This window comes from Collimonas sp. GW821-FHT02H07, from assembly GCF_059421505.1.
In genome coordinates this window covers 251,487-276,480 of record NZ_JBWKVC010000006.1, presented here as the reverse complement: position 1 = coordinate 276,480, position 24,994 = coordinate 251,487, and the positions used below count along the sequence as shown (strand labels likewise).

General features: G+C 60.6%; 20 protein-coding genes, 1 pseudogene and 1 riboswitch. Of the genes and pseudogenes, 10 read left to right on the top strand and 11 right to left on the bottom strand.

Annotated features, from left to right (window positions below; translation table 11 throughout):
- Window positions 1–8: 8 nt before the first annotated feature.
- Together AC07V8_RS12295 and AC07V8_RS12290 are read right to left on the bottom strand one after the other, a co-directional pair.
- Window positions 9–1,052, bottom strand: a complete 1,044-nt coding sequence (locus AC07V8_RS12295) for a 5'-methylthioadenosine/S-adenosylhomocysteine nucleosidase (RefSeq protein WP_494678277.1) — start codon at window positions 1,050–1,052, stop codon at window positions 9–11.
- Between the two features lie 77 nt (window positions 1,053–1,129).
- On the bottom strand, window positions 1,130–1,678 hold the full coding sequence (locus AC07V8_RS12290) for a CcdC protein domain-containing protein (RefSeq protein WP_494678278.1): 549 nt from the start codon (window positions 1,676–1,678) through the stop codon (window positions 1,130–1,132).
- Window positions 1,679–1,973: 295 nt separating this feature from the next.
- On the opposite strand from AC07V8_RS12290, the gene AC07V8_RS12285 reads away from it, so the two are divergent.
- Window positions 1,974–3,296: a DUF6402 family protein gene (locus AC07V8_RS12285; protein ID WP_494678279.1), complete on the top strand. Its 1,323-nt coding sequence runs from the start codon at window positions 1,974–1,976 to the stop codon at window positions 3,294–3,296.
- Window positions 3,287–3,706 carry a hypothetical protein gene (locus tag AC07V8_RS12280; protein ID WP_494678280.1) on the top strand — a complete coding sequence of 140 codons (420 nt, stop codon included), beginning with the start codon at window positions 3,287–3,289 and terminating at the stop codon, window positions 3,704–3,706. Before AC07V8_RS12285 ends, AC07V8_RS12280 begins: the two co-directional genes overlap by 10 nt.
- A gap of 24 nt (window positions 3,707–3,730) precedes the next feature.
- On the opposite strand, the pseudogene AC07V8_RS12275 reads toward AC07V8_RS12280, so the two are convergent.
- From AC07V8_RS12275 to AC07V8_RS12255, 5 genes and pseudogenes are all read right to left on the bottom strand, one after another.
- A pseudogene (locus AC07V8_RS12275) lies at window positions 3,731–4,042 on the bottom strand (PhzF family phenazine biosynthesis protein); the annotation flags it as partial.
- A 133-nt stretch (window positions 4,043–4,175) separates the two neighbouring features.
- Window positions 4,176–5,327, bottom strand: coding sequence for a Wadjet anti-phage system protein JetD domain-containing protein (locus tag AC07V8_RS12270; RefSeq protein ID WP_494678281.1), 1,152 nt, complete (start codon window positions 5,325–5,327; stop codon window positions 4,176–4,178).
- Window positions 5,324–8,947: an ATP-binding protein gene (locus AC07V8_RS12265; RefSeq protein WP_494678282.1), complete on the bottom strand. Its 3,624-nt coding sequence runs from the start codon at window positions 8,945–8,947 to the stop codon at window positions 5,324–5,326. The genes AC07V8_RS12270 and AC07V8_RS12265 overlap by 4 nt, the downstream gene beginning before the upstream one ends.
- Complete coding sequence (locus AC07V8_RS12260; protein ID WP_494678283.1) at window positions 8,944–9,672, bottom strand: DUF4194 domain-containing protein; 729 nt, start codon at window positions 9,670–9,672, stop codon at window positions 8,944–8,946. Before AC07V8_RS12260 ends, AC07V8_RS12265 begins: the two co-directional genes overlap by 4 nt.
- The gene (locus tag AC07V8_RS12255) at window positions 9,659–11,104 is read right to left on the bottom strand and encodes a Wadjet anti-phage system protein JetA family protein (protein ID WP_494678284.1); all 1,446 of its coding nucleotides are present in this window, start codon (window positions 11,102–11,104) and stop codon (window positions 9,659–9,661) included. The genes AC07V8_RS12260 and AC07V8_RS12255 overlap by 14 nt, the downstream gene beginning before the upstream one ends.
- A 193-nt stretch (window positions 11,105–11,297) precedes the next feature.
- Here AC07V8_RS12255 and AC07V8_RS12250 point away from each other — a divergent pair, with 193 nt between their 5' ends.
- Window positions 11,298–12,302, top strand: coding sequence for a DUF2804 domain-containing protein (locus AC07V8_RS12250; RefSeq protein ID WP_494678285.1), 1,005 nt, complete (start codon window positions 11,298–11,300; stop codon window positions 12,300–12,302).
- Window positions 12,303–12,426: 124 nt separating this feature from the next.
- Window positions 12,427–13,677, top strand: a complete 1,251-nt coding sequence (locus AC07V8_RS12245; protein ID WP_494678286.1) for an Hsp70 family protein — start codon at window positions 12,427–12,429, stop codon at window positions 13,675–13,677.
- Window positions 13,678–13,686: 9 nt separating this feature from the next.
- Here the strand turns inward: AC07V8_RS12245 and AC07V8_RS12240 are convergent, their stop codons facing one another.
- Together AC07V8_RS12240 and AC07V8_RS12235 are read right to left on the bottom strand one after the other, a co-directional pair.
- Window positions 13,687–14,949 (bottom strand): voltage-gated chloride channel family protein, encoded by a 1,263-nt coding sequence (locus tag AC07V8_RS12240; RefSeq protein WP_494678495.1) that lies wholly within the window; start codon window positions 14,947–14,949, stop codon window positions 13,687–13,689.
- An 89-nt stretch (window positions 14,950–15,038) separates the two neighbouring features.
- A riboswitch (Fluoride riboswitch) is annotated at window positions 15,039–15,104 on the bottom strand.
- 62 nt (window positions 15,105–15,166) lie between these two features.
- Window positions 15,167–16,078, bottom strand: coding sequence for a LysR family transcriptional regulator (locus AC07V8_RS12235; RefSeq protein ID WP_494678287.1), 912 nt, complete (start codon window positions 16,076–16,078; stop codon window positions 15,167–15,169).
- Window positions 16,079–16,265: 187 nt separating this feature from the next.
- On the opposite strand from AC07V8_RS12235, the gene AC07V8_RS12230 reads away from it, so the two are divergent.
- Both AC07V8_RS12230 and AC07V8_RS12225 read left to right on the top strand, forming a co-directional pair.
- Window positions 16,266–16,652: a DoxX family protein gene (locus AC07V8_RS12230; protein ID WP_494678288.1), complete on the top strand. Its 387-nt coding sequence runs from the start codon at window positions 16,266–16,268 to the stop codon at window positions 16,650–16,652.
- A 34-nt stretch (window positions 16,653–16,686) separates the two neighbouring features.
- On the top strand, window positions 16,687–17,532 hold the full coding sequence (locus AC07V8_RS12225; protein WP_494678289.1) for a pirin family protein: 846 nt from the start codon (window positions 16,687–16,689) through the stop codon (window positions 17,530–17,532).
- 57 nt (window positions 17,533–17,589) lie between these two features.
- Here AC07V8_RS12225 and AC07V8_RS12220 read toward each other — a convergent pair whose 3' ends face one another.
- On the bottom strand, window positions 17,590–18,951 hold the full coding sequence (locus AC07V8_RS12220) for an amidohydrolase family protein (protein WP_494678290.1): 1,362 nt from the start codon (window positions 18,949–18,951) through the stop codon (window positions 17,590–17,592).
- A gap of 64 nt (window positions 18,952–19,015) precedes the next feature.
- Window positions 19,016–19,507, bottom strand: coding sequence for an Lrp/AsnC ligand binding domain-containing protein (locus AC07V8_RS12215; protein ID WP_348091369.1), 492 nt, complete (start codon window positions 19,505–19,507; stop codon window positions 19,016–19,018).
- Window positions 19,508–19,618: 111 nt separating this feature from the next.
- Between AC07V8_RS12215 and AC07V8_RS12210 the strand changes: the two genes are divergently transcribed.
- From AC07V8_RS12210 to AC07V8_RS12195, 4 genes are all read left to right on the top strand, one after another.
- Entirely contained in the window at window positions 19,619–20,989 is a 1,371-nt protein-coding gene (locus tag AC07V8_RS12210; protein ID WP_494721466.1) for a D-amino acid dehydrogenase, read from the top strand.
- A 64-nt stretch (window positions 20,990–21,053) separates the two neighbouring features.
- Complete coding sequence (gene alr / locus AC07V8_RS12205; RefSeq protein WP_494678291.1) at window positions 21,054–22,163, top strand: alanine racemase; 1,110 nt, start codon at window positions 21,054–21,056, stop codon at window positions 22,161–22,163.
- Between the two features lie 89 nt (window positions 22,164–22,252).
- The gene (locus AC07V8_RS12200; protein WP_494678292.1) at window positions 22,253–23,491 is read left to right on the top strand and encodes an ArgE/DapE family deacylase; all 1,239 of its coding nucleotides are present in this window, start codon (window positions 22,253–22,255) and stop codon (window positions 23,489–23,491) included.
- A gap of 209 nt (window positions 23,492–23,700) precedes the next feature.
- Window positions 23,701–24,939 (top strand): Bcr/CflA family multidrug efflux MFS transporter, encoded by a 1,239-nt coding sequence (locus tag AC07V8_RS12195; protein ID WP_494678293.1) that lies wholly within the window; start codon window positions 23,701–23,703, stop codon window positions 24,937–24,939.
- Window positions 24,940–24,994: the final 55 nt, after the last annotated feature.

Genomic DNA, 24,994 nt, shown 5'->3' with positions numbered 1-24,994 from the left:
GACACCGGTCAGCGGCGGTTGCGGCGGCTCCACGCTTCCAGGAAGGCCAGCGTCACGCTGGCCTCGTTGGTCTCCGCCAGGCCGCTGCCGAAGAAGGCGCCGACATCCTTGAAATCATTGCCGCCAGCCAGGTCGGACAAACTGCGGAAGGCGATGAAAGGCACGCGGTTGGCGTAAGCCACCTGTGCGAATGCAGCGGTTTCCATATCCACCACCTGCGCCTGCAGATTGTCGTAGAGATAAGTGCGGTATCCCGGATTAGCCAGGAAGGCGCTGCCGGAAACGCCGCGCCCGCCTACCCGCAGCTCAGGCTGGATGCTGACGCACAAGGAGGGATTCTTCGGCCCGCACTTCGCCAGCGCCGGCTTGAGCTGACGCGCCAGCGCCAGCATTTCAGGATCGGCCTGGAAATCGAAACGGAATTCTCCCTGCGGCGCATTGCTGGCATTCATCACGAAATTGTCGCGCATGAACAGGCCGCTGCTGACCTGGCCGTTTGGCGTATTGAATTTGAAATCCGGCCGCGGCTTGCCGTTCTCGCTGGCCAGCTTGACGCCCAGGCAGCTGACATCGCCGGCCGCGCCGCAGGGTGCCGGCACGCTGCCGTCGCCGTTCCAGTAGACCTCCATCGGCATCGCCCAGCTCTCCGGCACGATCACGTCGCCGACATGGCTGGCCGGATTGACGCCGCCGGCAATGCCGCTCATCAGCAAACGCTCGACATGGAAATGATCCATCATCAGCTGCGTCACCATGGTGGCGTTGACCAAGCTGACGCCGCTCAGCACGATCACCACCGGATTGCCGCGCAGCTCGCCGGTGGTAAACCGGTTGCCGTTGATTTTCCAGTCGCGCTTTTTCTGCGTCTGCTCCAGCAGGATATCGGCCTCGGCGCCGAACGCCGAGACGATGCCGATGCGCGGCTTGCACTCGCTCAGGCAATGATTTTCCGCGCGCGGCGCAGCGCTGGCGGCGGTTGTCAGGGCAGCGCCAAGCAGCAAGGCGCAAGCGCTACGGCGCAGCATGTTGAATGCAGGAAGGTGGGCAGGCAAGGGATTTCCTTTCGCTTAGTTGGCTGGACTGTTGCAGCGGACAGCATAACCCAGGGCACATCTTGCAGAAAAGGCCATTACGGCACTTCCGCTCCGGATATCGTCCGCGGGCCGGACGATCCGACGCGACGGCGCCACAGCAGCAAGCCGATCGCATAGGCGACGTAGTAGCCGGCCAGGATGCCGAAGATCAGCAAAGTCAGCGGGCTGCCGGAAAATTCGGCCGATGAAAAGGTATTCGACGCCGATGCTGAATATAGCAACACGCCGCGATAAACAAGGCGGCCGATGAACAGCGCCGACAGCGCTATCCCCAGATGAAGGCTGGGGGTATAAAACAAGCCCTCCGGCGTCTGCTCAAACCGGGTCAGCCTGATGCCATACCAGCCCAGGGCTGCGCCAGCCGCAGCGCCACCGAGCAGAGCCGCCGCATGCATGGGGTGCAACGCCGTTCCCAGCAGCAGCATCACCATCAGGAAGCTGAAAAAAATTATGCGGATCCAGGTCCGCCGAGCCGACATTTTCTGGCGCCCGATCATGCGCCGGGTGCGCGAGTACAGGCGCCAGACCACCAGCGCGGCAATGCCGGCATAAACCACCAGGGAAGGATGAGCGGGAATCGCCATGCGTCTAACTCCAAAGGCCGAAGAATCAGTTAATCAGATGAGCCGAGATCAGTGCAATATCGGGCAGGTTTTCAGCCACTTCCCGCACAGAATGAGCTTCCCCTGAGATTTGGTCTTCCACAGGCGACGTAAAATAACGTCACTTTGGAAGCAACAGAAATGAAAAAAATACCAAACAGGCATACACGCTCGAATTCAAAGAGCTTACCGTCAAACGGGTAGTGACGGGCAGGCAATTTCGCGGGTGGTCAAAGAGCTACCCTTTAGACGCTACCTTGACCGAAGGAATATTCAAATGGCAGACGAAAAAATACCGTATGCAAAAAACGACTTTAAGAGTACTTTTTCCATCGTCAAAGAGTGGAAATTTTTTGATAACGCTCAGGGCTGTACACCCGTCAAACTTGACTGGATTTGTTTGCAGATGGACAAATCCCCGCCACCGCTCCCCAGTGATAAATTTACCAGTCCAACTACCACACCTAAAGTAAGTCAGCCCACACCACCACCCGCACCCAAGCCGCCGCCAAAAGAGCCGTTAGTAGAATTGCTGATATGGGCATTATCCGAATCCAAACCCAAAGAAGAAAAACAAAAAGACAAAATAAAAGAAATCAAACTCTTTGATTTATACGACATTCCCCAGGCCATGAAAGCAGAGGGGTTTACTGTGGGCATGAAATTTTCACAGCGATGGCTTGATGGGCGGGCTTACCAAGCCTATATAAAAGACGATAATGGTGATGATGTTGAAGGGCGCTACGCCTCAGACATGATTGACACAGACACAGTGAAATTAACCTGGTTGCGCAAATTTCCAGCCATCGATTCACGTTATCAAACATTGTTAAAAACTTTGCAGACAGACAGGGCAAGCGAAATAATAAAGAAAAAATTTAGAACACATTTGCTTAACGAGAATAGGTTATTTGCTGGTCAATTTGAGGCATTGGCCCATTGCAAAAACGACTACCAAATGCTGCACGAGTGGTTTCAGTTTCAGCGTTCGGATGTCAGCATGTTTGATACCTTGTTACCGCTGAACTATAAAACAGTGCGCGACTATGGGCGAAATATAGGCATGAGTGACGTGACAGCCTCGTTAGCCAACTTTGCGTTTTATGCCGCGGTGGCCAAAGCACACATTACCCGTGACCAATACAACCGTTACAACACACCACGCGGCACGGTGCATTGCGTTCATTCAAAAATTAAGGTCACACATATTTACGTGTATGCAAAGGACAGCTATTCGTTTTACGACAAAGGCAAAGCCTCACAATACCTAGGGCATTGGAACAAAACGGGTGTCGTTATTTTGCCCGATGCGGCGGCGGCAAGCTGGGGAATGAAAAAAATCATCGATCTCAAAGAACATAAAAAAGATAGCGTATGGGATCAATCCATTGAACTAGGCAATGCCCCCTATCCATCGCTTCCCATTGATCTAGTGGGTAAACTGTTGGGTAAAGATATTTTTTACCCCATTCGTAACCGCGATTACCGAGAGTGGCGCGACAAGAAAGGACGAGGTGGTGACTTTCTGATTTTTTCAGACTTGCAGCTCGTCCGTCTAGACACTCCCATTGAGTTGGACATGGGGGAAGTATGTCAGTAGTCCGACGCATTTTGAAAGTTCTAGCCTTTCTATTTTTTTTGTTATTTCTAGGCTACCTATACATCAGATTTAACACTGAACCCCAAGCCTGCCCAAGACAGGAGAATGTTTTTCTAGGTCAAAAATACGATGTGGAAAGGTGCTCGGGCGGCGGGGGAGAGCACCACTATAATGTTTGGTTACGAGTTTATTCAAAAGATAATGTACTACTAGGGCAGAGAGCTTTTACCATTGATAATGATGTCAAGAACAACAAAATTGCATACGAAAATGACAAAATTATCTACGAAAATGCTGTCTATACCGAAAGTGAAAGTATGCCCATGATCGAAACAAAAGTGCTTCAATTTCCCTTAACAAGGCGTGATTGGTTTGAAGCCAACCTTGATCGCATTTTGTTTTCACCATAAAGAGGTAACAAACATGCCATCGTTCCCCCTTAAAACCTTTGAAGGCTCGTTCGAGGCCAGATGAAACAAGCCGTCGCCATGCTCCAAGGCGAGCGCGGCGCCCAGGGCGATGGTCGCGTGTCCGCAAAACGGCACTTCCGATTCAGGTGAAAAATAGCGCATGCGCCAGCCATCGCCGTCCGGTGCGGCGAACACTGTTTCCGAAAATCCGACTTCGGCGGCAATGGCTTGCATCGCCGCCGCCTCCGGCAAAACATGATCTATCCAGACACCGGCGGGATTACCGCCATGAACGCCATCTGAGAATGCTGCAAGCTTTAGAATTTTCGTTGCCATGCTCGCCCGAGCTTACAAAAATCTCATCGTACATCAAGCCACGGGAGCTAGACTCCGCCATGCTGGCATAAGGTAATCTTAGATAATATATTTTTTAGTTCAAATTACGATTTACGTCATTCAAATGAGATTGCTAGCTACTTCCTACCATTTCCTGATCGACAAATTTTTGGAATTTATGCAAGCTAGGTAGAAGGACGCTATCGGCATATGAGCAACCTGTGCAATCAATTTTCTTCTGCAAATCCTTGCCAGCCATTTCTGGAAAATGACCATCACCGCTCACCAAAGCGTCATGCATTGTTGCATAACCTATCGGCCAACTTTCCAGATCCGGGAACGAATTTCTCAACGTCCGCAAAATTCGCATACCCTCATAATCCAGATCCCCCCAAAACCAGCTCGGCATAAGGCTGTCCTGATAGAACCAACTCTTAAATCTGTCTTTAGCTGCGCCAGAGTCATCCCCCTCATCGGAGAAATATAATGAACTCCGCGCACGCGTTCGCAGGCCCTTTGCGCTAGCCCGAAAGCCAGCGGCAAAAACCAAAGCCAACTCAGAAAATCGATTATCGTTCGATCTCCATGCCTGCTCAAATGTAGTTTGATTTTCAATGAAAAGAACACCTGTGTAGCCCTGACGCGGTAAAAATACTTGCAATTGGACTGGCATAGGCAAAAACGGACACTCTTCCAGTCCAAGGATAGTCGCGATCATTTCTTGCCGATCATCGAGTATCTTGGAAGATTTCCAGAACAATTTGGCGGAAACCTCTCGCAGCCACAACGGCTCTGCCGCCAACTCAAATATACCGTTCAATCGTTCGACCACTACATCTGCGGTTTCCCCTGGAATTTCAATGCAATATCTGCATACCGCCTGTTTTATATCGTCCGACACTTGCAAGTGCTGATACACCGCACTGCGCCACTGCTCGCTTACGCTGCGCCTTCGCTCCGAGCGGCCTGTGGCGTCACGCAATAGCTGAACATTCAAGTCAACCAAATAGGGTTCATCTCCGTAAGTCACCAGCGGAGATTTCGATTTGCGCGATTTCGGTCTAATCTTGAACCAGCCCCCCTTTACCAATTGCTCAAGATAGAACCAAAGATTCTCTCTATCCGTTTCCAGTGCTGCATCATAGAACGCAGGCCAGGTTTTTTTGTTCAAGTTGAAGTCACGGGCACTCGATTTCCCATTTCTCTCCTCTGCATCAAGGCGATCAACCAGTGCATTCAACAACTGTTGCATCGGTGGCAAAGTTAACCAGAGCGGCGCGCTCATGCGGATGCCTGCTCCGTGGCTTCAAAATTTATTTGCGCTTGCTCTCGTACTTCTGCGCGTCGCAATTCCCATAACTCACGCAACTTATCCGAGCGCAACTCACGTTCGTCCGACTCGGAGACGAAACCTACCTCGCCGTTGCCGTCTGCAACCGTACGACTAAAACTCCACTCCCGTGAAAACTCCGGCTTGATAGCGCCGGCATGCTTAGTTGGCATGGCGCAGATTATTTGCATACCAAGATTGTCTCGCAGGAACTTGAGGACATCGCGCGCACGTCCCTCATCCATCTTGGCGAACGACTCGTCGTTGACCAGCAAATGCAGGCTATTGCCTTTCTCAAATCGTTTGAGGCGATTGGTAACCACTGCTGCATGAATGATGTAGGCAGGAGTCTCCAACTGCCCCCCAGAACCCGTACCCCATTCAGACAAACGGACATGCGAGCCCGTATCTGATTCCTTATAAATTTCGTAGCGCCGATAGTTCCGGTAATCAGCCACGCGCTGCAATTCCTTGACGGCCTTCTCTTCATCGTCGGATAACAGCAACTGCACCAGTCGATCGCGCACCAGACAATTTTCAGCACTCAGGATCGGATCGACAAACAAATTCCCTGCCTCCTGTGTATCCGACATTTCTGACGTCGCACAGAAAAAGTCGTAATAGGCTTTAAATTCAGGTATCCATTCGGACCAATCGATACGGAATTTATCGGTGCCAAATTTCAATTTATTGAGTTCAATATTGAGTGTTTTCAGGGTGCGCACGCCGGTGTCGACGGCATTCCTGATCTCGTAGCAGAACTGCTTGGTGAAGACATCGTTGAACGAGGATTCGGCAGTGCGCAGCTGCTCCAGGTTCTTGATCAGGCCGATGTCCTTCTGCCGCGTCAGCTGGGCGCGGGCGCGTTCCTGCAGGGTCACCATCATGGCGTACAGCGGCGTGAAATCGCCGTCGCGCAGGTCCTCGCCCTGGGCGACGTCAAAGCGTTCGTCGATGCGGGCGTGGGCGTGGTACTCGCCCAGCGCATTGCGGGCATCGCCGTACAGCTGCCAGCTGAGCGCCGTCTGCTTGCCGACATTGTTCGCTGCCTGTGTCTGCGAATAGCTGCCGTCGTTGACCCAGCCGGCCACTTCGTCGGTCACGGCAGTGAAAGACAGGCTGCCATTGACGATGCACAGCTCGCGCAGGCGTTCGGTGTCGGCGTCGACCCGGGTCTGCTTGCCGCCAAGGCCGACATTCAGGCGGGTAATCGACGCCTGATGTCCCTGGATGGCTTTTTCGTGGCCGCCGATATTCTTGCTGCATGCGGTCTTGCGCGCTTCGAGCGCGGCGATTTCGAGACCCAGCGCCTGCGCTTCGTCTTCCAGCTTGCTGACTTGGGTCAGGTCGAGCCGGCTCATGTCCTGGCGCGCGGCATCCAGCTGCCGCACCAGGTTTTCCAATTCGTCGATGGCGGCGAACGAAGGACATTGCAACTGCCCCATCAGCGCCAGCGCGCCTTGCAGCTCGCGCAGCTGGGCGCGGATCTGGGTCAGTTCCTGCTCGGCCTGCGCATGCTCCTGCTCGGCGCGCTGCTTGGCGAGGCGCTTGGCTTCCTGGCCGAACACCAGCATGTCAGTGTCGGTGGTGAACATGGTGCGCGAACCGCTGCCCTTGCCATCCTTGGTCAGGCCGCGCGAAGTGTGGCGCAGCGCTTCGGTATCGGCCACCTTGACCACCTGGCCGAACTGGTCGTGCAGGTAGGCGTGGGCGATCGGATGCTCGGTGCTGAGTTCGTGGATGATCGAATCGCTCGGCGTTCTTTCGATTTTCAGGTTCTTCAGGCAGAAGCTGCCTTGGATCACGTTGGCGCGCAATTTTTTCTGGCGCACGAAGTCGATCGCCTTGCCTTCCCAGGCCTGGTCCACCACCAGGTTGAAACGGGCGCCGCCGAGATAGCCTTCAATCGCCGCCTGCCATTCGGCCGAGGCCGGTTCGACCAGGTCGCACAGCACCTGGGCGCGGGCGGCGCCGAGTTCGGCGCGGAATTCCTTCAACGCGTGGCGGATATGCGCAGGATAATCGGCGCCGCCTTCGGCCAGGTTGGCCTTGCGCGAAGCGGCGTCTTTTTCACGGCGCAAAGCTTCGTGTTCGCTGGCGCGCAACTGCGCGATCTGCGTGTGCAGGGCCGAGACAAAGCTCTTTTCAGTGCCGGCCAGCGCGCCGTGCAATTTCACCAGCGCGGCGTCGACGCCTTCAAAGCCGCTGACCAGCATCAGCGATTTCAGCACGTCAACCTGCTCGGCCTTGGCCAGTTCGCCGATGCTGCGCAGATGCGTGGATATCTCCAGCGTACCCGCAGCCGCCAGCGCCAGCACCACTTGGCGGGCGGCGTCGGCAATTTCCTTTTGCTCCGGTGGGATCTGCATGCCGGCGACGTTGCGCGCAGCGCTATCGAGCTGCTGCGCCGTCTGCGCGTTATGCAGCAGCGCATTGAAGACCGCCTTGATCTTGCCGTCGCATTGTTCGATCTGGTTCTGGATGCGGGTCTTCTGCTCGGCGGCGGGGATTCCCATCATCTGCGCATGGATCTGCGTCAGGCTGCGATTCTTGGCGTTGCGGTCCTGCTCCAGCTTGTCGGCGCTCTCGGTTTCGTCATCGATCAATGCTTGCAAACCCTCGATCGCAGACGTTGCTGCTTCCAGCTGGCGCTGGTCTTCGCGCAAGGCCAGCGACGACGCCAGCAGCTGCGACTGGCTGGCGGCCTGGTGCGCGCGCGCGGTGTCGCCGACAGCCTTGCCCAGCAGTTCCAGGCGCTTGACGTTGTCGCTCAGGCGCTCACCCTCCTTGCGCAGCTCGTTGACCTGGCGCATCAGCTTGCTGATCTGGCCTATGCGCTGTCCCAGCTGGGTAGTGTCGAGTTCCAGGATCTGGTGCTTGACCAGGTCGTCAACGCTGCCGATAGGCTTGTGCGCGATCGACTGGCTCCAGGCGCGCGCCGCGCTTTCGGCTTCGGCGAAGGAGACGGTTTTCTGGCCGCGGAAGCGGCCGTACAGCTGGCACAGGTATTCGCGCTTGCTGTCGCGGAAGTTGGTGACGCCGTGGTATTTGCCCGACAGATGACGTTCGATCTTTTCCACCGCCACCACCGCCATGCCGCCATCGATCTCGGTCGAAGTCAGGTCGCCCAGCTGCAGGGCGACGCCATCGATGATCAGCAGCGCCAGCCGTTCCGACACCGCCTGGCGCCGCTCGCCGGCGCCGTCGACGCGTGCCGAAGCGGCCACCAGGGCGGTGAACTCGCGGCCCTCCTCGCCTTCGCTCGGCTTGAACACCGCGGCGACATAGCCGTGCGCGCCGTTAGGTCGGGCGAACAGGTTATCCTCGGCGCCGACCACGTAGGACCACAGGCTGCGCTTGGTCTTGCCGTTGCGCGCACCCTGGGTGGTCTCGTCCTGTCCCGGGTTGTAGCTGAAGATATTCTGGTAGACCGCGGTCATCACGGTTTGCAGGGCATCCAGCATGGTCGATTTGCCGGAACCGGTCGGACCGGTCAGCAAGGTCATGTTGCCCATCGGGTATTCCTGCGAGCGCAGCGCTCCCCAGTTCACCAGGATCAGTTTGTCCAGCTTCATTCGATGTTTCCTTCAATGCTTTCTTCTTGCTCTTCCATCACTGCTGGCACGCTGGCCTGTTCATCGTCGCTCGCAGCACCGAGCGGCAGCGGTTCGGATTCCAGCGCTGCTTCCAGCATGTCGTCGCTGATGATGCCGAGGATGGTCGGCCGGATCGCCAGCAGCGCGTCTTCGTCATCCATCGAGAAATTGGCGGCCAGGCGGATCAGGCGATGGCGCTTCAGATCGTTGAGCAAACGCTGGCGTTCGACATTGGTGGGCGGCAGCGCCCGTTTCAATTGCGTCTGCAGGGTCGCCGACAGTTCTTCGAAGCGGGTCAGTACTTCGCCCGCATCGGTGAGGCGGTTGCCGCCCTCCGACAAGCCTTGCTGGTACTGGAAGCGCAGCGCCAGCGCGGCGGCGACGAAATCCGGCGACAGCCGAGCGCGCAATCCTGGCACCGGCTCCAGGCCGTCTTCCGGCATGCCTGGCACTTCGGCGCCGGGCGCATACAGGCGGAAAAACTCGCCCTTCAGATTGTGTTCAAGACGGAAACCGGCGAGCTGGAAATAATCGTGCAGGCAGGCTTCGATGCGGCGCGCATCGTCGTACAGGCGCTGCTCGACGCCGTCTTCTTCACGGATCACGATGCCGGCGGCAAACAGGCGGCCGACGATTTCGCGGAAACGTTCCAGCGGCAGGTTGTGCAGCGCCAGCTGCTCTTGCAATGCTTCAATCAGGGTCATGTTTCATCTCGATCTGGTAATCGTCGCCGGCATAAAACTCGTTCCAGAGCTTGCTCGGCAATTTCTGCACGGTGAGCCGTTCATCGCGCGCACCGCGCACGGCTTCCACGATTTGCATGTTGTTGAGGACGTCGGTGGTGGTCGCCGCCGGCAGGGTCGACAGGCGGATCGGGCGGTCGCGCAGGCGCAGTTCGGCGCGGATGCGGTGCACGATATCGTCGTTGGAGAGGGCAAAGGCATCGGCTTCGGCGCGGTACATGGCGGCCGCCAGGCGGGCGTCGCGCGTCACCTTGGGCTGCGCGGTGACGGTCAGCGCCTTGCGCCGCTGCGAGGCGCTGCGCAGTTTGAAGGACGCCGGATCCAGCAAGCGGATTTCGGCAGGAGCAATTGCCGCGCCCAGCCGTTCCAGCAAGGCGTCCTGAGCATTGCCAGCGCCGCTCAGCTTGGCGATCTTGCCGATGGCCACGCTGTAGGCCTGGCGGGTGTGGCCGCCGCGCAGCATCAGGGCTTGCTGCACGATGCTGGCGGCGCGCTGCATGTAGACGCTCATCGCCTTGATCAGCTCCGGATGCTTGGTGGTGCAAGCGGCTTCCACCATTTCTTCGATGCGGTCCAGCATCCAGTCCAGCGTCGACGGTCCCTGCCGTTCCTGGCTGGCCCAGCGCGCGATATCGTTGAGCTGCTCTTCCAGCGCCCGCGCCTTATCGTGTTCCAGGCTGTGCAGGCGCGCAATCACGTCGCGGATGGCCTGGCGGTGGCGCTCGATGCTGTCGGCGGTCAGCTGCTTCTTGAATTCCTTTTCGAAACGGTCGAGGAATTCCATGAAACCGTCCCATGGCGTTTGCGATGCCTCCAGCATCAGGCGCCGCACCAGTTCCTGGAAGTAGTCGACGCCCTCGGATAAATCGCTGATGACTTTTTCGGCATAGTCGTAGGCATCGATCAGATCGTAGGCATCGACATTGCGCAGCGCCGCGTTGAGCGCATTGCGGCAGCTGCGCACATTGCGCTGGCGGGTGCGGGCGCTGCGCCGATCTATGGCCCAGAAGGCCTCGGCAAACAGCTTGCCGGCGCGGGTGAAGCGATAGGCGGTGACTAGGCCGGCGCGGTCGCCGAAGGTTTCCAGCCAGCCGTCCCTGAGCAAGGTGCGCAGCAGCGCGCTGCTGCTCTGCTGGTCGTCGGCGCCGGCCGGGATCAGATCGTCGTCGGCCAGTTCGGCGGTGGCCTCATCCAGCTGCGGCAGGATCTGGCGCGCTTGCTGCACCACCGGCAGCAGCAGGTCGCGCAAGCCGTCGCGCGTCAGGTTCTGGCCGTAGTCGGCGCTTGGCCCGTGCAGCCGCTCGTACAGCGCGCGCACGCAGGCCACCACCACGCCGCGGTGCTTGCCGGCCAGGGGCCTGAAGAAATTTAGTCGATCTGGTTCAAAAAACAATCGGATTGCCTGCAAAAGTTGCAAAAAAACGAATATATCGCGATATTGGCGCTGGCCGCTGTAGACGGCGCGCCGGCCAATTTGCCTAACTCGCCATTGTAAAGGCTCAAGCCTGCCAGCAGGTAGCTTAGACAGTAGACAGGACGCCAAGGTATCCGTAACATCCATTTCCACAATGCAACCTGAGATTGCCATGCAAAACCTGCCCGCCGCCCCTGCCAACGTCATCGATGAAGCCGGCCAGCCGCGCATGGGCCGCTATGCCGGCCGCACCGGCGCCATCGACTGGTCGATGCTGGCCGCGCCCTTTGCCCGCAACGGCCTGTGGCGGCGCTTCCACCACAAGCGCTGGCAATACGTGGCGTTGTCGACCCCGCAGCTGTTCTGCGGCATCGCGATTGTCGACGTCGGCTGGACCAATACCGCCTTCGCCTACGTCTTCGACCGCCTGCAAGGCAAGCAGATCGCCGGCTTTTCGCAGGACGGCATACCCGGCCTGAGCGCCCGGGTCAGCGAGCGGCCGGACGGCGCCAGCCGCTTCAACTGCTTCGGCCACCGCGTCAGCTATCAGCCGCCGCCCGCCGCGCATGGCGGCAAGCATCGCCTGAGCCTGCACAGCGCGCAATTTTGCATCGAAGCCGAATTCGACGACAGCCGCGCCGCGCCGCTGCTGCTGGCGGTAGGGCCGATCGTCAACGGTTCGGTGCATGCGACCCAGAAATCGCCCGGCATGCCGCTCAGCGGCGAGGTGCGCGTAGGCGGACAGCGTTTCGATCTGCAGGATGGCATCGCCAGTTTCGACTATTCCAACGGCTTGCTGGCGCGCGATACCGAATGGCGCTGGGCGTCGGCCCACGGCCTGGATATCGGCTTCAACCTGCAGGCAGGCTATTTCGGCCAGCAGGAAAACGTGCTGTGGCTGGACGGCCGGCTGCATGCGCTCGGCCAAGCGCGTTTCGAGTACGATGCGGCGACGCCGCTGGCGCCCTGGCATATCTATACCGACGATGGCTTGCTCGACCTGCAATTCATGCCGGAGGGCGCGCGCAGTGAAAACAAGAACCTGCTGATCGCCGCCACCCGCTATATCCAGCCGATCGGCAGTTTCAGCGGCTGGGTCAAGCCGGAACCCGATGCCGCGCCGCGCCCGGTGGCACACCTGGTGGGCGTGACCGAGGAACACTTCTCGCGCTGGTAACATTGCCTTTAACCAACTTAAGCGCCTGGCGATTTGCAAATTTCCAACAGCTGCGGCATTTCCGCTGCATAGCCCATACGTTTGGTATACCATTGCCGGCCAATTTTGTGTACGAGGTACGGCGATGTCAAATGCTTGTGGTGTGGATTTCGGCACGTCTAATTCCACGGTCGGCTGGAGCCGGCCCGGACACAAGGCCTTGCTGCCGCTGGAAGACGGCAAGGTCACCCTGCCTTCGGTGGTTTTCTTCAATGCGGAAGACGACGCCTTCAGTTTCGGCCGCGCCGCGCTGGGCGCCTACCTGACCGGTTACGAAGGGCGCCTGATGCGCTCCCTCAAGAGCCTGCTCGGCTCCAGCCTGATCGATGCCCAGACCGAAGTCGGCGGCCGCGCGCTGCCGTTCCGCGCCTTGCTGACCCATTTCATCGCTGAACTGAAACAACGTGCGGAAAGCGCCGCCGACAGGGAATTCCAGAGCGTGGTGCTGGGCCGTCCGGTATTCTTCGTCGACGACAACCCGACGGCGGACCAGCGCGCGCAAGACACGCTGGCGGAAATCGCCCGTTCGGTCGGCTTCCAGCATATCGATTTCCAATACGAGCCGATCGCCGCCGCCTTCGACTATGAATCCACCATCCAGCGCGAAGAACTGGTGCTGATCGCCGACATCGGCGGCGGCACCTCGGACTTTTCGCTGGTGCGCCTGTCGCCGCAGCGCGCCGCCAACAGTGAGCGGCGCGACGATATCCTGGCCACCGGCGGCGTCCATATCGGCGGCACCGATTTCGATAAATACCTGAGCCTGTCGAGCGTGATGCCGATGCTGGGGCTGGGCAGCCGCCTGCAAAACAATAGCGAAGTGCCGTCCAGCTATTACTTCAACCTGGCGACCTGGCACACCATCAACCAGATCTATACCCGCAAGGCCTGGCTGCAGCTGAAGGACGTGCATCGCGAAACCGTCGAGCGCGAGAAGTTCGGCCGCCTGCTCGACCTGGTCGAACAGCGCGCCGGCCACTGGCTGGCGTTGCAGGTGGAACAGGGCAAGATCGGCCTGTCCGATGCCGAGACGGTGCAGCTCAGCCTGGACCGCATCGCCCCCGGCCAGGCCCTGAACCTGACGCGCGAACAGTTCAACGCCAGCATCACCCATCTGGTCGCCAGCGTCGAGGACACCGTCACCAACCTGCTGCGCGATGCCGGCGTGACGCCAGCCCAGGTCGATACGGTGTTCTTCACCGGCGGCTCCAGCGGCGTGCAGCTGCTGCGCCACAAGATCGCGGCCCTGGTGCCGTCGGCAAAAGCCGTGGAAGGCGATCTGTTCGGCAGCATCGGCGCCGGCCTGGCGCTGGATGCAGTGCGCAAGTTCGGCTGAGCGGCCTCTTTATTCGCGCCCCGGATCGGCTCTGCGTTCATCCGGCGCATGCCGCTTGGCCTGGCCCAGGCGCTGCGCATGATAAATGCCGCTGTGGCCGGAAAACAGATAGCTGACCACGCAGGCGATCCCCGCCAGCACGCCGATTTCCGGTCCGAACAGTTCGATCGCCATGACGGTCGAGGCGATCGGCGTATTGGCCGCTCCCGCAAACACCGCCACAAACCCCAGCCCGGCCAGCAGCGGAACCGGCATAGCCAAGATCTGCGCCAGCGCATTGCCCAGCGTAGCGCCGATATAGAACAGCGGCGTCACCTCGCCGCCCTTGAAGCCGGACGCCAGCGTCACCACCGTGAACAGGATCTTGCCGCCAAAGTCGTATAGCGGCAGCGGCTTCTCGAACGCCTCGACGATCGTCGGAATTCCCAGTCCCAAATACTTGTCTGTGGCCGGCAACATCGCCAGCAACAACACCGCAACACCGCCGGCAAACGGCCGCAAGGGCGCAAACTTGATCAGACGCTTGAACAGGCGCGACAAGCCATGCGTCGCCTGCGCGAACAGCATGCCGACCAGGCCGAACACGATCCCCGCCAGCAGCGTGGCGGAGAAGATGCCGAGGCCGAAATGCGGCACAAAGGGAATCGCATAGTGGGTGTGGTGCACGCCCAGCAAGGCCGGGATCTGGTCGCTGATGATGGCGGCGATGAAGCAGGGCAGGATGGCGTCGTAGCGCAGGCGGCCGATGGCCAGCACTTCCAGGCCGAAGATGGCGCCGGCCAACGGCGTCCCGAATACCGAGGCAAAGCCGGCGCTGATGCCGGCCATCAGCAGGATACGCCGTTCCTCCGGTCCGAGGCGCGCAATGCGGGTCAGCACATCGGCCAGGGCGCCGCCCATCTGCACCGCGGTGCCCTCGCGGCCGGCGGAGCCGCCGAACAGGTGGGTCGTCACGGTGCCCAGGAAAATCAGCGGCGCCATGCGTTTCGGCACGATGCGCTTGGGGTCGTGGATTTCATCGATCAGCAGGTTGTTGCCGCCCTCCACCGACTTACCGAGGAAGTGATAGACCAGGCCCACGGCAAAGCCGGCCAGCGGCAGCAGCCACAGCAGCCAGCGATGGGCGTTGCGGGTATCGGTAGCCCATTCCAGCGACAGCAGCAGCAGCGCCGACGCCAGGCCGGCCAGCGCGCCCACCAAGGATGCCAGGATCAGCCAGCGCGCGAGATACGCCAGCATCAGCAGCTGTTCGGGATATTTTGTTTTTTTCATCATCAGGAGAAACAGAAGATTTGAAGAACTCAAACCTGAATGGCAGGGCAAGGTCAATCAAAACGCGTGCGCCTGCAAATCCCATCCAGGAACTTGCAGGCATCATCAGCTGCATTGGCAGCGGTTCGGGGAGGCATGCCATCTCCTACTGCTGCGCCATTGTGCCGGACCATGCGGTCCGGCGCAACCGGGATTCATCGGCGAGACGCAGCGGCGTTCAGGCCGGATCGAAAGTCCTCAGCCTGGCCAGCGCATCCAGCCACCAGGCCAGCGCCGGGCCGGCCTGGCGATCCGGCCGGTACACGCATTGCATCGGCAGCGCCGCGCCCTCGGGCGGATGAGCCGCCGTGACGATGGTCACCAGCCGGCCGCTGGCCAGGTCGTCGGCGATGACATGGCGCGGCATATAGCCCCAGCCCATGCCGGCGCGCAGCAAGGCGTGCTTGGTGCCGAGATCGCTCATGCGCCAGGCCAGCGAAGAATGCACCGAGAAATCCTGGTTGGCGGTGAGCGCGCTGCGGTCGCTCAGCACCAGCTGAACCTGCCGCTCCAGCACATGGCCGGGAATGCGGCCCTTGATCTGCGCCAGCGCATGGGCCGGCGACACCACGCCGACCAGCAGCACGCTCGGCAAGCTGACGTGCAGCAGATGGGGCGGCACGATCGGCAAGGTGCCGAGCACGCCCAGCATCGCCTCGCCGTCGATCACGCGCTCGGCGACGGCGCCCAGCGCTTCAATCTCCAGGCGCACCGTGACGCCGGGAAAAGCCGCGCGAAAATCCGCCAGCAAGGCTACCAGCGCCGTGGTCGGGAAAAAGACGTCGAACGCCAGGGTAATCTCCAGCTCCTGCCCTTGCGAATAGGCAGCCGCGCGCGCTTGCATGGCGTCGACCTGGCCCAGTACCTGGCGCGCATCGCGCAACAGTTCGATGCCGGCGGCAGTCAGCTGCGGCCGGTAGCTGGCGCGGTCGAACAAGGGCACGCCGAGCTGGTTTTCCAGCGTGCCGATGGCGTAGCTGACCGCCGACTGCGCCCGGCCCAGGGCGCGCGCCGCCGCCAGGAAGCTGCCGCTGTCGGCGACCTGGGCGAATACCCGCAGTTGATCCAGCGACAGTCTCTCGATATTCATGGCGTCCAACACTATCTGATAATTAGATATAGATTATCGCAAGATAAGCAATATCTTGCAGAACTCAAGAGGATTAAGATGGTTTCGTTCGCTGCAATCAGTAGCCGATAACCGGTGGCGCCAGCAAACGCTTGCTTACCTCGGTCTCATAACCCAGTTTTACATCTACTTATAGATTGGACACATCATGCAAACTTCGCCAACCCTGTACCGCATCGGCCGCGTCCTGCTGGCTTCGCTGTTTTTGATTTCCGGGATCCTGAAGATCACCGCCTTTTCCGGCGTGGCCGGCTACATGGCCAGCCTCGGCGTGCCGCTGGCGACCTTCGCCGTCGCCGCCACCATCGTGGTCGAAGTCGGCGGCGGCCTGGCCATCATGGCCGGCTGGAACGTGCGGCCGGTCGCCATCATCGTGGCGCTGTTCACTGTGGCGGCAACCCTGACCGCGCACCGCTTCTGGGAAGCCGATCCGGCCAATGTGCAAAACCAGATGAACAATTTCCTGAAAAACATCTCGATCATCGGCGCGCTGCTGATGCTGGCTGCAACGGATGACGGCAAGTCGAAAAAATAAGCTGCAGATCAATCATCAAGGAACGGAGCACATCATGAAATTCAATCGCCAACTCGAACGCCTGGTCACCGGCATCAACACCCAGGATGGCGCGGGTGTCAGCCTGGTGCGGGTCTTGACCAATGACCTGCAGCGCCGGCTGGATCCGTTCCTGATGCTGGACAATTTCCACTCGGACAAGCCGGAAGACTACCTGGCCGGCTTTCCCGACCACCCGCACCGCGGCTTTGAAACCGTCACCTACATGCTGGCCGGCCGCATGCGCCATCGCGACAATGCCGGCAACGAAGGTTTGCTGCGGCCCGGCGGCGTACAGTGGATGACCGCCGGCAGCGGACTGGTGCATTCGGAACTGCCGGAACAGGAAGACGGCCTGATGAGCGGCTTCCAGCTGTGGCTCAACCTGGCCTCGGGCGACAAGATGATCGCGCCCAGCTATCGCGACCTCCAGGCGGAGCAGATTCCGCAGGTATCGCCGCAGCCCGGCGTCAAGGTGAAGGTGATTGCCGGCGAAGCTTTCGGCACCGCCGGCGCAGTGCAAAGACCGCATACCGAGCCGCTCTACCTGGACGTGCAGCTGGAAGCAGGCCAGCAGCTGGATCTGCCGATCCCGGCCAGCCACAATGCCTTCCTGTATGTATACGAAGGCGGACTGCGCATCGGCGAAGACAGCCGCAGCGCGCCGGCAGGCCGCATGGCGATCCTGAGCAATGCCGCCGACGCCGCCGGCGTCAGCCTGCAGGCAGAAAGCAACAGCCGTTTCCTGCTGATCGCCGGGCGGCCGCTGAATGAGCCGATTGCGCAGTGGGGGCCGTTCGTGATGAATACCCGCGAGCAGGTGGAGCAGGCGATCCAGGATTTTCGGGATGGCCGCATGTAAAGCTTGGAAGGTTTGTGCAAGACAGCAAGGCGAGCATAACGCCCGCCTCTTTTTTACCTAAGGCCTGACGATGCTGTCATACCTGCCGGCGACCTGCTCCAGCAGCGCGCGCAGCTCGGGTTCGGGATGCCAGTTGCCATTGGCCATGACGCCCAGCGGAGTGCGCAGCGTAGCAAGATCGTCCAGCGGATTTTTTGCCGACAAAATCAAGTCAGCGCGGCTGCCCACCTTGATCGTGCCGAACGGCTCGGCGCCGGGTACCGAACGCTGGATGAATTCGCCGGCCGTACGCGTCGCCGCGGACAACACCTGATAACGGCTGAGGCCTGCTTCTTCAAGGGCTTGCAGGTCATCGTGCAATGAAAAGCCAGGCGCCAGGCCTGGAATGGTCGGCGCATCGGTGCCGACAATCAGGGCGACATCGGCTTCCGACATCTTCTTGATGAAGCGCTTCAGGAACTCAACCCTGCCGTCCAGATTGCCCTGGCGCTGGCTATAACCTTCTTCGCGCCAGGCAAGGCGCCGGCCAGGCTCCAGGTAACGCGTTTCCGGCATGTGCAGATAACGCTCCAGCACGGCCGGCTTGCCCCATTGGCGGGCAATGGTGGCATAAGTATTCAGGTCGGCGGTCACAAAAGCGTGGTTGCGCTTGACGAAGGCGATCGCTGCCGGAATTTCATCAAGGCTGGGAACGCTGTCGGCCTGGTCGGGATGGGAGAAGGTGGTGTAGAAAAATTCTTCTGAATGGGCCACCATGAGCTGGCCGGCGTCAAGCTGCCGCTCCAGGCCGACCTGGGTCACGCCGTGGCCGACGACAGCCATGTGCTGGCTGCGGGCCTCATCCATGAGCGCCTCGAAACTGTCCGGCGACAGATTGTTGTAGACCTTGATGAAGTCATAGCCGTTGGTCTTCGCCAGGCCGACGATGGCGCGCGCCTGCTCCGGCGTCGCCACCACGAAGTGGCCGTAGAGCGGTGAACCGTCGATCAGGAAGCCTGCATACACATGCGGCCCCGCGACCTTGCCGCGGTTGATCTTGGGCCGCAACTGGGCGTTGAAGGCATTCGAGGCTTCTCCCATGTTCAGCACGCTGGTGACGCCGTTGGCCAGGTAAACCTTCATGTCGCCGCTGCTGTCCGAATGCACATGCATGTCGGCCAGTCCGGGCGACAGAAAGCTGGTGCCGTGGCCATCGACGATGCGTGCTTCCGTTGGAACCGGCACGCTAGCGCCAATCGCGACAATTTTACCGTGCGCCACCAGCACATTCTGATTGCGCACGACGCGGTCGCTATCCATCGGCAACAGGTTAACCCCGACGAAGACGGTAGCAAGATTGGATTCCGACGGCTGTACCTGGGCGAAGGCGGCAGCACAGAAGAACGGCGCAGCCGCCGCGATCAAAGCGAGTATTTTCAATTGCGGTCTCCGCTGAAATTATTATTTGATTGCCTGTTTGCGATAAAAAGCCAGGAAACAGAACTTACTTGCTTTCCATCGACAACGCCAGCGTCTCCTTGATCTCCTCCATCACCACATAGCTCTTGGACTGCGCCGCCCCCGGCAGCTGCAGCAGCATGTCGCCCAGCAGCTTGCGGTACTCCGCCATTTCCCGGATGCGGGCCTTGATCAGGTAATCGAAATCGCCGGACACCAGATGGCATTCCAGCACTTCCGGAATGCGCAGCACTTCGCGGCGGAACTGCTCGAAGGCGTTGGCCGATTTCTGGTTCAGCGTAATCTCGACAAACACCAGCAGCTTGGCGCCGACCGCGGCCGGGTTGATGCGCGCGTAATAGCCGTCGATGACGCCGTCGCGCTCCATGCGCTTGACCCGTTCGATGCAGGGCGTGATCGACAGCCCGACCTGCTCGCCCAAGTCCTTCATCGACATGCGGCCGTCCTGCTGCAGCAGGCGCAGGATGTGGCGGTCCAGCTTGTCGAGGGCGCGGTTGGATTCCTTGTAGATTCTCATGACGGTTTTTCTTGAATTTTTAGTACCAATTACTGAATTTGTCAATTTATACAGTAACAAATGCTGGGAAATTGCTAATAGCATAGCGCTTATTACTGCAAATCAAAAACAATTCAACACCACGCATTCCGTATCGTCGGCGCACCGGATTTCCAGCGCGCAGTAAGATACGCACAGGCGTTACGGAGATTCAAGATGCGAGTACTTATCCTTGGCAGCGGCGTGGTAGGCGTCACCAGTGCTTATTACCTGGCGCGCGCCGGGCATGAAGTGACCGTGATCGACCGCTTGCCGGGACCGGCACAGGAAACCAGCTTCGCCAACGCCGGCCAGATCTCGCCCGGCTATGCCTCGCCGTGGGCCGCGCCCGGCATCCCGCTGAAGGCCCTGAAGTGGATGCTGCAGGAACATGCGCCGCTCTCCATCACTCCCGACGGCACCCTGTTCCAGCTGCGCTGGATGTGGCAGATGCTGCGCAACTGCAGCTCGGCCCGCTACGCCGTGAACAAGGAGCGCATGGTGCGCCTGGCGGAATACAGCCGCGACTGCTTCAAGGTCTTGCGCGCCGATACCAACATCGCCTATGAAGGCCGGCAGCTCGGCACCATGCAGGTGTTCCGCAGCCAGCAGCAGCTGGACGACGCCGCCAAGGATATCGAAGTATTGAAAGAAACCGGCGTGCCGTTCGAACTGCTGACGCCGGACCAGCTGGCGCAGGCCGAACCGGCGCTGGAAGCGGTCAAGCACAAGCTGAGCGGCGCCTTGCGCCTGCCCAACGATGAAACCGGCGATTGCCAGATGTTCACCACCAAGCTGGCGCAGATGGCCGAGGACCTGGGCGTGCGCTTCCGCTACAACGTGCAGATCGATGCGCTGACCTTGTCCAACGGCGAAATCGCCGGCGTCCAGTGCGGCTCCGAGCACCTGCAGGCGGACAGCTATGTGGTGGCGCTGGGCGCCTACTCCACCGGCTTCCTCGGTTCGCTGGTGGACATCCCTGTGTATCCGCTGAAAGGCTATTCGATCACGGTGCCGATTGTCGATGCCGAAGCGGCGCCGGTCTCCACCATTCTCGACGAAACCTACAAGATCGCCATCACCCGTTTCGACGACCGCATCCGGGTCGGCGGCATGGCCGAGATCGTCGGCTTCAACAAGACGCTCAAGCCGAAACGCCGCGCCACGCTGGAGATGGTGGTCAACGACCTGTTCCCGGGCGCCGGCAATACCGCCGCCGCCAGCTTCTGGACCGGCTTGCGGCCGATGACGCCGGACGGCACCCCGATCGTCGGCGCCACCCATATCCGCAACCTGTTCCTCAATACCGGCCACGGCACGCTAGGCTGGACCATGTCCTGCGGCTCGGCGCAGCTGCTGTCGGACCTGATTTCCGGCAAGCGGCCGGCGATCGCTGCGGATGACCTGGCAGTCGGCCGCTACAGCAAGGACTTCGGGCAAGCGGTGCATCCTGCCTATGCCTGAAACGCCTGCGGCCGGCGTGCAGCAAATGTGAAATGTGATCCCCCCTGTTTTTGAGCGAAACCCGATGAACCCACAAGCAGCACACGCCGGCGCAATCCTCACAGTCAACCTGGATGCGGTACGCAGCAACTACCGCCTGCTCAGGCAGCAGGCCGGCAAGGCCGCCTGCGCCGCCGCCGTCAAGGCCAATGCCTACGGCCTCGGCGCCGACAAAGTGGGGCCGGCGCTGGCGGCGGAAGGCTGCCGCCACTTCTTCGTGGCGCATCTGGATGAAGGCATCGCACTGCGTCCGCACCTGCCCGCCACCGCCGAGATTTTCGTCCTGCATGGCGCGCCGCCCGGCACCGAGCGCGAACTGATCGCCCACGGCCTGACGCCGGTGCTCAACAGCCTGCAGCAGATCGCAGCCTGGCATGCGCTGGCGCAAACCCTGCAGCGGCCGCTGCCGGCCATTTTCCAGGTCGATACCGGCATGTCGCGCATGGGCTTGCCGGCCGCCGAAGCGGAAGCCTGGCTGGCCAATCCGGCCTTCATGAAAAGCATCCCGCCGCTGTTCCTGATGAGCCACCTGGCCTGCGCCGAACATCAGGGCCATGAAATGAACGCCAGCCAGCTGGCGCGCTTCAAGACCTGGCGCCAGCGCCTGCTGCAGGTCGCCGCCAGCCTGGCCAATTCTTCCGGCATCTTTCTCGGCCCCGACTATCAGTTCGACCTGGTGCGTCCTGGCGCGGCGCTGTACGGCATCGCGCCGGTGGCCGGCGCCGCCAACCCTTTGCAGCCGGTCGTGGCGCTGCACGGCCGCATCATCCAGAGCCGCACCATCCAGCGCGGCGACCACGTCGGCTACGGCATCAGCTATAGCGCCACCGAAGAACGGCAAATCGCCACCGTCGGCGTCGGCTATGCCGACGGTTGGCTGCGCAGCATGAGCAACCGCGGCATCGCCTTCATCGACGGCCAGCCGGCGCCGATGGTGGGCACGGTCTCCATGGATTCGATCACCATCGATGTCACCGGCATCGCCGCCGAGCGCGTGCAGGCTGGCGCTACCGTGGAGCTGATCGGTCCGCATCGCGCGGTGGACGACGTGGCGCGGCTGGCCGGCAGCATCGGCTATGAAATACTGACCGACCTCGGGCGCCGCTATCACCGGGAATACATCGGCGGCTTGTAGGGCGGGCACCCGTGCTCACCCTACGTTTTCCCTCTCATGGCGCCAACGTCGTAGAATCAAGTACTTCTGCAACTCTCCCCGCCGCCGCCATGACTAAAACAGCGTTATCCGCACAGCTCGCCAGCTGGATCGACAGCCACTTCGATGAAGAAGTCGGGTTCCTGCAAAAGATCGTCCGCATCCCCACCGACACTCCGCCCGGCAACAACGCGCCGCACGCCGATGCGGTAGCTGAATTGATGACGGCCTGGGGCTGGCAGGCCGAGAAGCACCCGGTGCCGGCGGCCACGGTCAAGGATTACGGCATGGAGAGCATCACCAACCTGATCGTCCGCCGCAAATATGCAGGCGACGGTCCGACGCTGGCGCTGAACGCCCACGGCGACGTGGTGCCGCCGGGCGAAGGCTGGAGCAAGCAGCCGTATGGCGGCGAGATCGAAAACGGCCGCATCTACGGCCGCGCCACCACCGTGTCCAAGGGCGATTTCGCCACCTACATTTTTGCGGTGCGGGCGCTGGAAGCGCTGGGCGTGCCGCTCAAGGGCACGCTGGAACTGCACTTCACCTACGACGAAGAATTCGGCGGTCTGCTCGGCCCTGCCTGGCTGCTCGAAAACCGGTTGACCAAGCCGGACCTGGTGATCGGCCCCGGCTTCAGCTACAACGTCGTCACTGCCCATAACGCCTGCCTGCAATTTGAAGTCACGGTGCATGGCAAGGCTACCCACGGTTCGATGCCGGAAACCGGCCACGACGCCTTGCAGGCCGCCACCAAGGTGCTGCAGGCGATCTACGCCAAATTGCCCGAGCTGAAAAAAATCAGCTCGGCAATTCCCGGCATCACCCATCCCACCATGATCGTCGGCCGCATCGACGGCGGCACCAACACCAATGTAGTGCCGGGCAAAGTGGTGCTGAAGATGGATCGCCGTATGATTCCGGAAGAAGATCCGGTCGCGGTCGAAGCCGAGGTGCGGGCCATGATCGCAGCCGCGGTCGACGGCTTGCCCGGCATCCGCGTCGAGATCAAGCGCCTGCTGCTGGCGCGCGCATTGCGTCCCCTGCCGGGCCACGAAAAGCTGCTGGCCAGCGTGCAGGCGAATGCGCTGGCGGTGCTGGGCGAAGCGATCCCGGCCAATGGTTCTGCGCTCTACACCGACGCCAGGCTGTACGGCGAGCATGGCATTCCGGTCGTGCTGTACGGCGCCGGTCCCCGCACCCTGATGGAATCCAACGCCAAGCAAGCCGATGAAAACCTGGCGCTGGATGACTTGCGCAAGGCCACCAAGGTAATCGCCATGACGCTGCTGGATTTTCTGGCAGCGTAAAACGCTATTCGCGGGCGGCTGCGAAAAACAGCCGCCCGCGCCTTACGCCGGAGAGCGGCCGGCAGAAATCCCGAGCTTCCTGTAACATAAGCATTCGCTTGCGCGCATAAAGCATTTTTTCGCAACCGCCCGGCAGTTCCTGCCAGCGCATTCCACCCGCTTCAAATATTTAACCCGGCGCCGGCAACTGGCGCAACCCTAAGCATTCCATGACAAACACAACCGCAACTTCAGCACCGGAGAGATTGCTCCCGGGCTGGCTCTTATTGCTTGGCGCATTGACCGCCATCGGCTCGCTCTCCATCGACATGTATCTGCCGAGCTTCCCTACCATCGCGCAGCAGTTCGGGGTCGGCAGCAACCTGGTGCAGCTGACCTTGGCCGCTTTCCTGGTCGGGCTGGCGGTCGGCCAGATGTTCTACGGACCATTGAGCGACCGCTTCGGCCGCAAGCCGCCGCTGTATGTCGGCATGTCGCTGTACCTGCTGGGTTCGCTGGCTTGCATGGTGTCGCAGGACGTGACGGCGCTGATACTGTTCCGTTTCCTGCAAGGCCTGGGCGGCTGCGCCGGCATGGTGATCGGCCGCGCCGTGATCCGCGACCGTCTCGGCACCACCGGCGCCGCCAGGGCGTTCTCGCTGATGATGCTGGTGATGGGCCTGGCGCCTATCCTGGCGCCGCTGATCGGCGGCGCCGTGCTCAAGCTGTGGGGCTGGCGCGTGATTTTCGGCGGCCTGGCCGGCTTCGGCCTGTTCTGCCTGCTGGCGATCCACTACACTATGCAGGAAACGCTGGACCGCCACAAGGCCGAGCCGCTGCATCTGGGGCGCACCCTGAAGCAATACGGCCGGCTGCTGCTGGACCGCCAGTTCGTCGCCTATAGCCTGGTCGGCGGCCTGATCCAGGGCGGCATGTTTGCCTACATCACCGGTTCTTCCTTCGTGCTGATCGAACTGCACGGCATCAAGCCCGAACATTTCGGCTTCGTCTTCGGCACCAATGCCTTCGGCCTGATCGCCGCATCGCAGGTCAACGCCCGCCTGGTCGGCCGCTACTCGCTCGACACCATCCTCGGCCGCGCGCTGTGGATACCCGCCATGCTCAGCCTGAGCGTGGCGCTGCTGGTGGCCTGCGGCGTCAACAGCCTGCCGGTGCTGCTGATCGGCTTCTTCGGCTTCCTCGCCAGCTACGGCTTCATCAGCCCCAATGCATCCGCCATCGCCTTGTCGCAGCAGGGCAAGCAGGCCGGCGTGGCGTCGGCGCTGATGGGCACCCTGCAGTTCGCGCTCGGCATCACTTCCGGCATCAGCATGAGCCTGTGGCATGACGGCACGGCATTGCCGCTGATGGTGGTGATGGCGATCTGCGGCGTCGGCGGCTTGCTGTTGCACCGCTTCGTGGCGCGGCCGGAGCATCAGCGTCTGTTGCACGGAAAGCCCCATGCCTGAACAAGGCATCGCTGCATGAATCTCATCCGCAAAAAAAAAAGAGGCAACGGCCGTA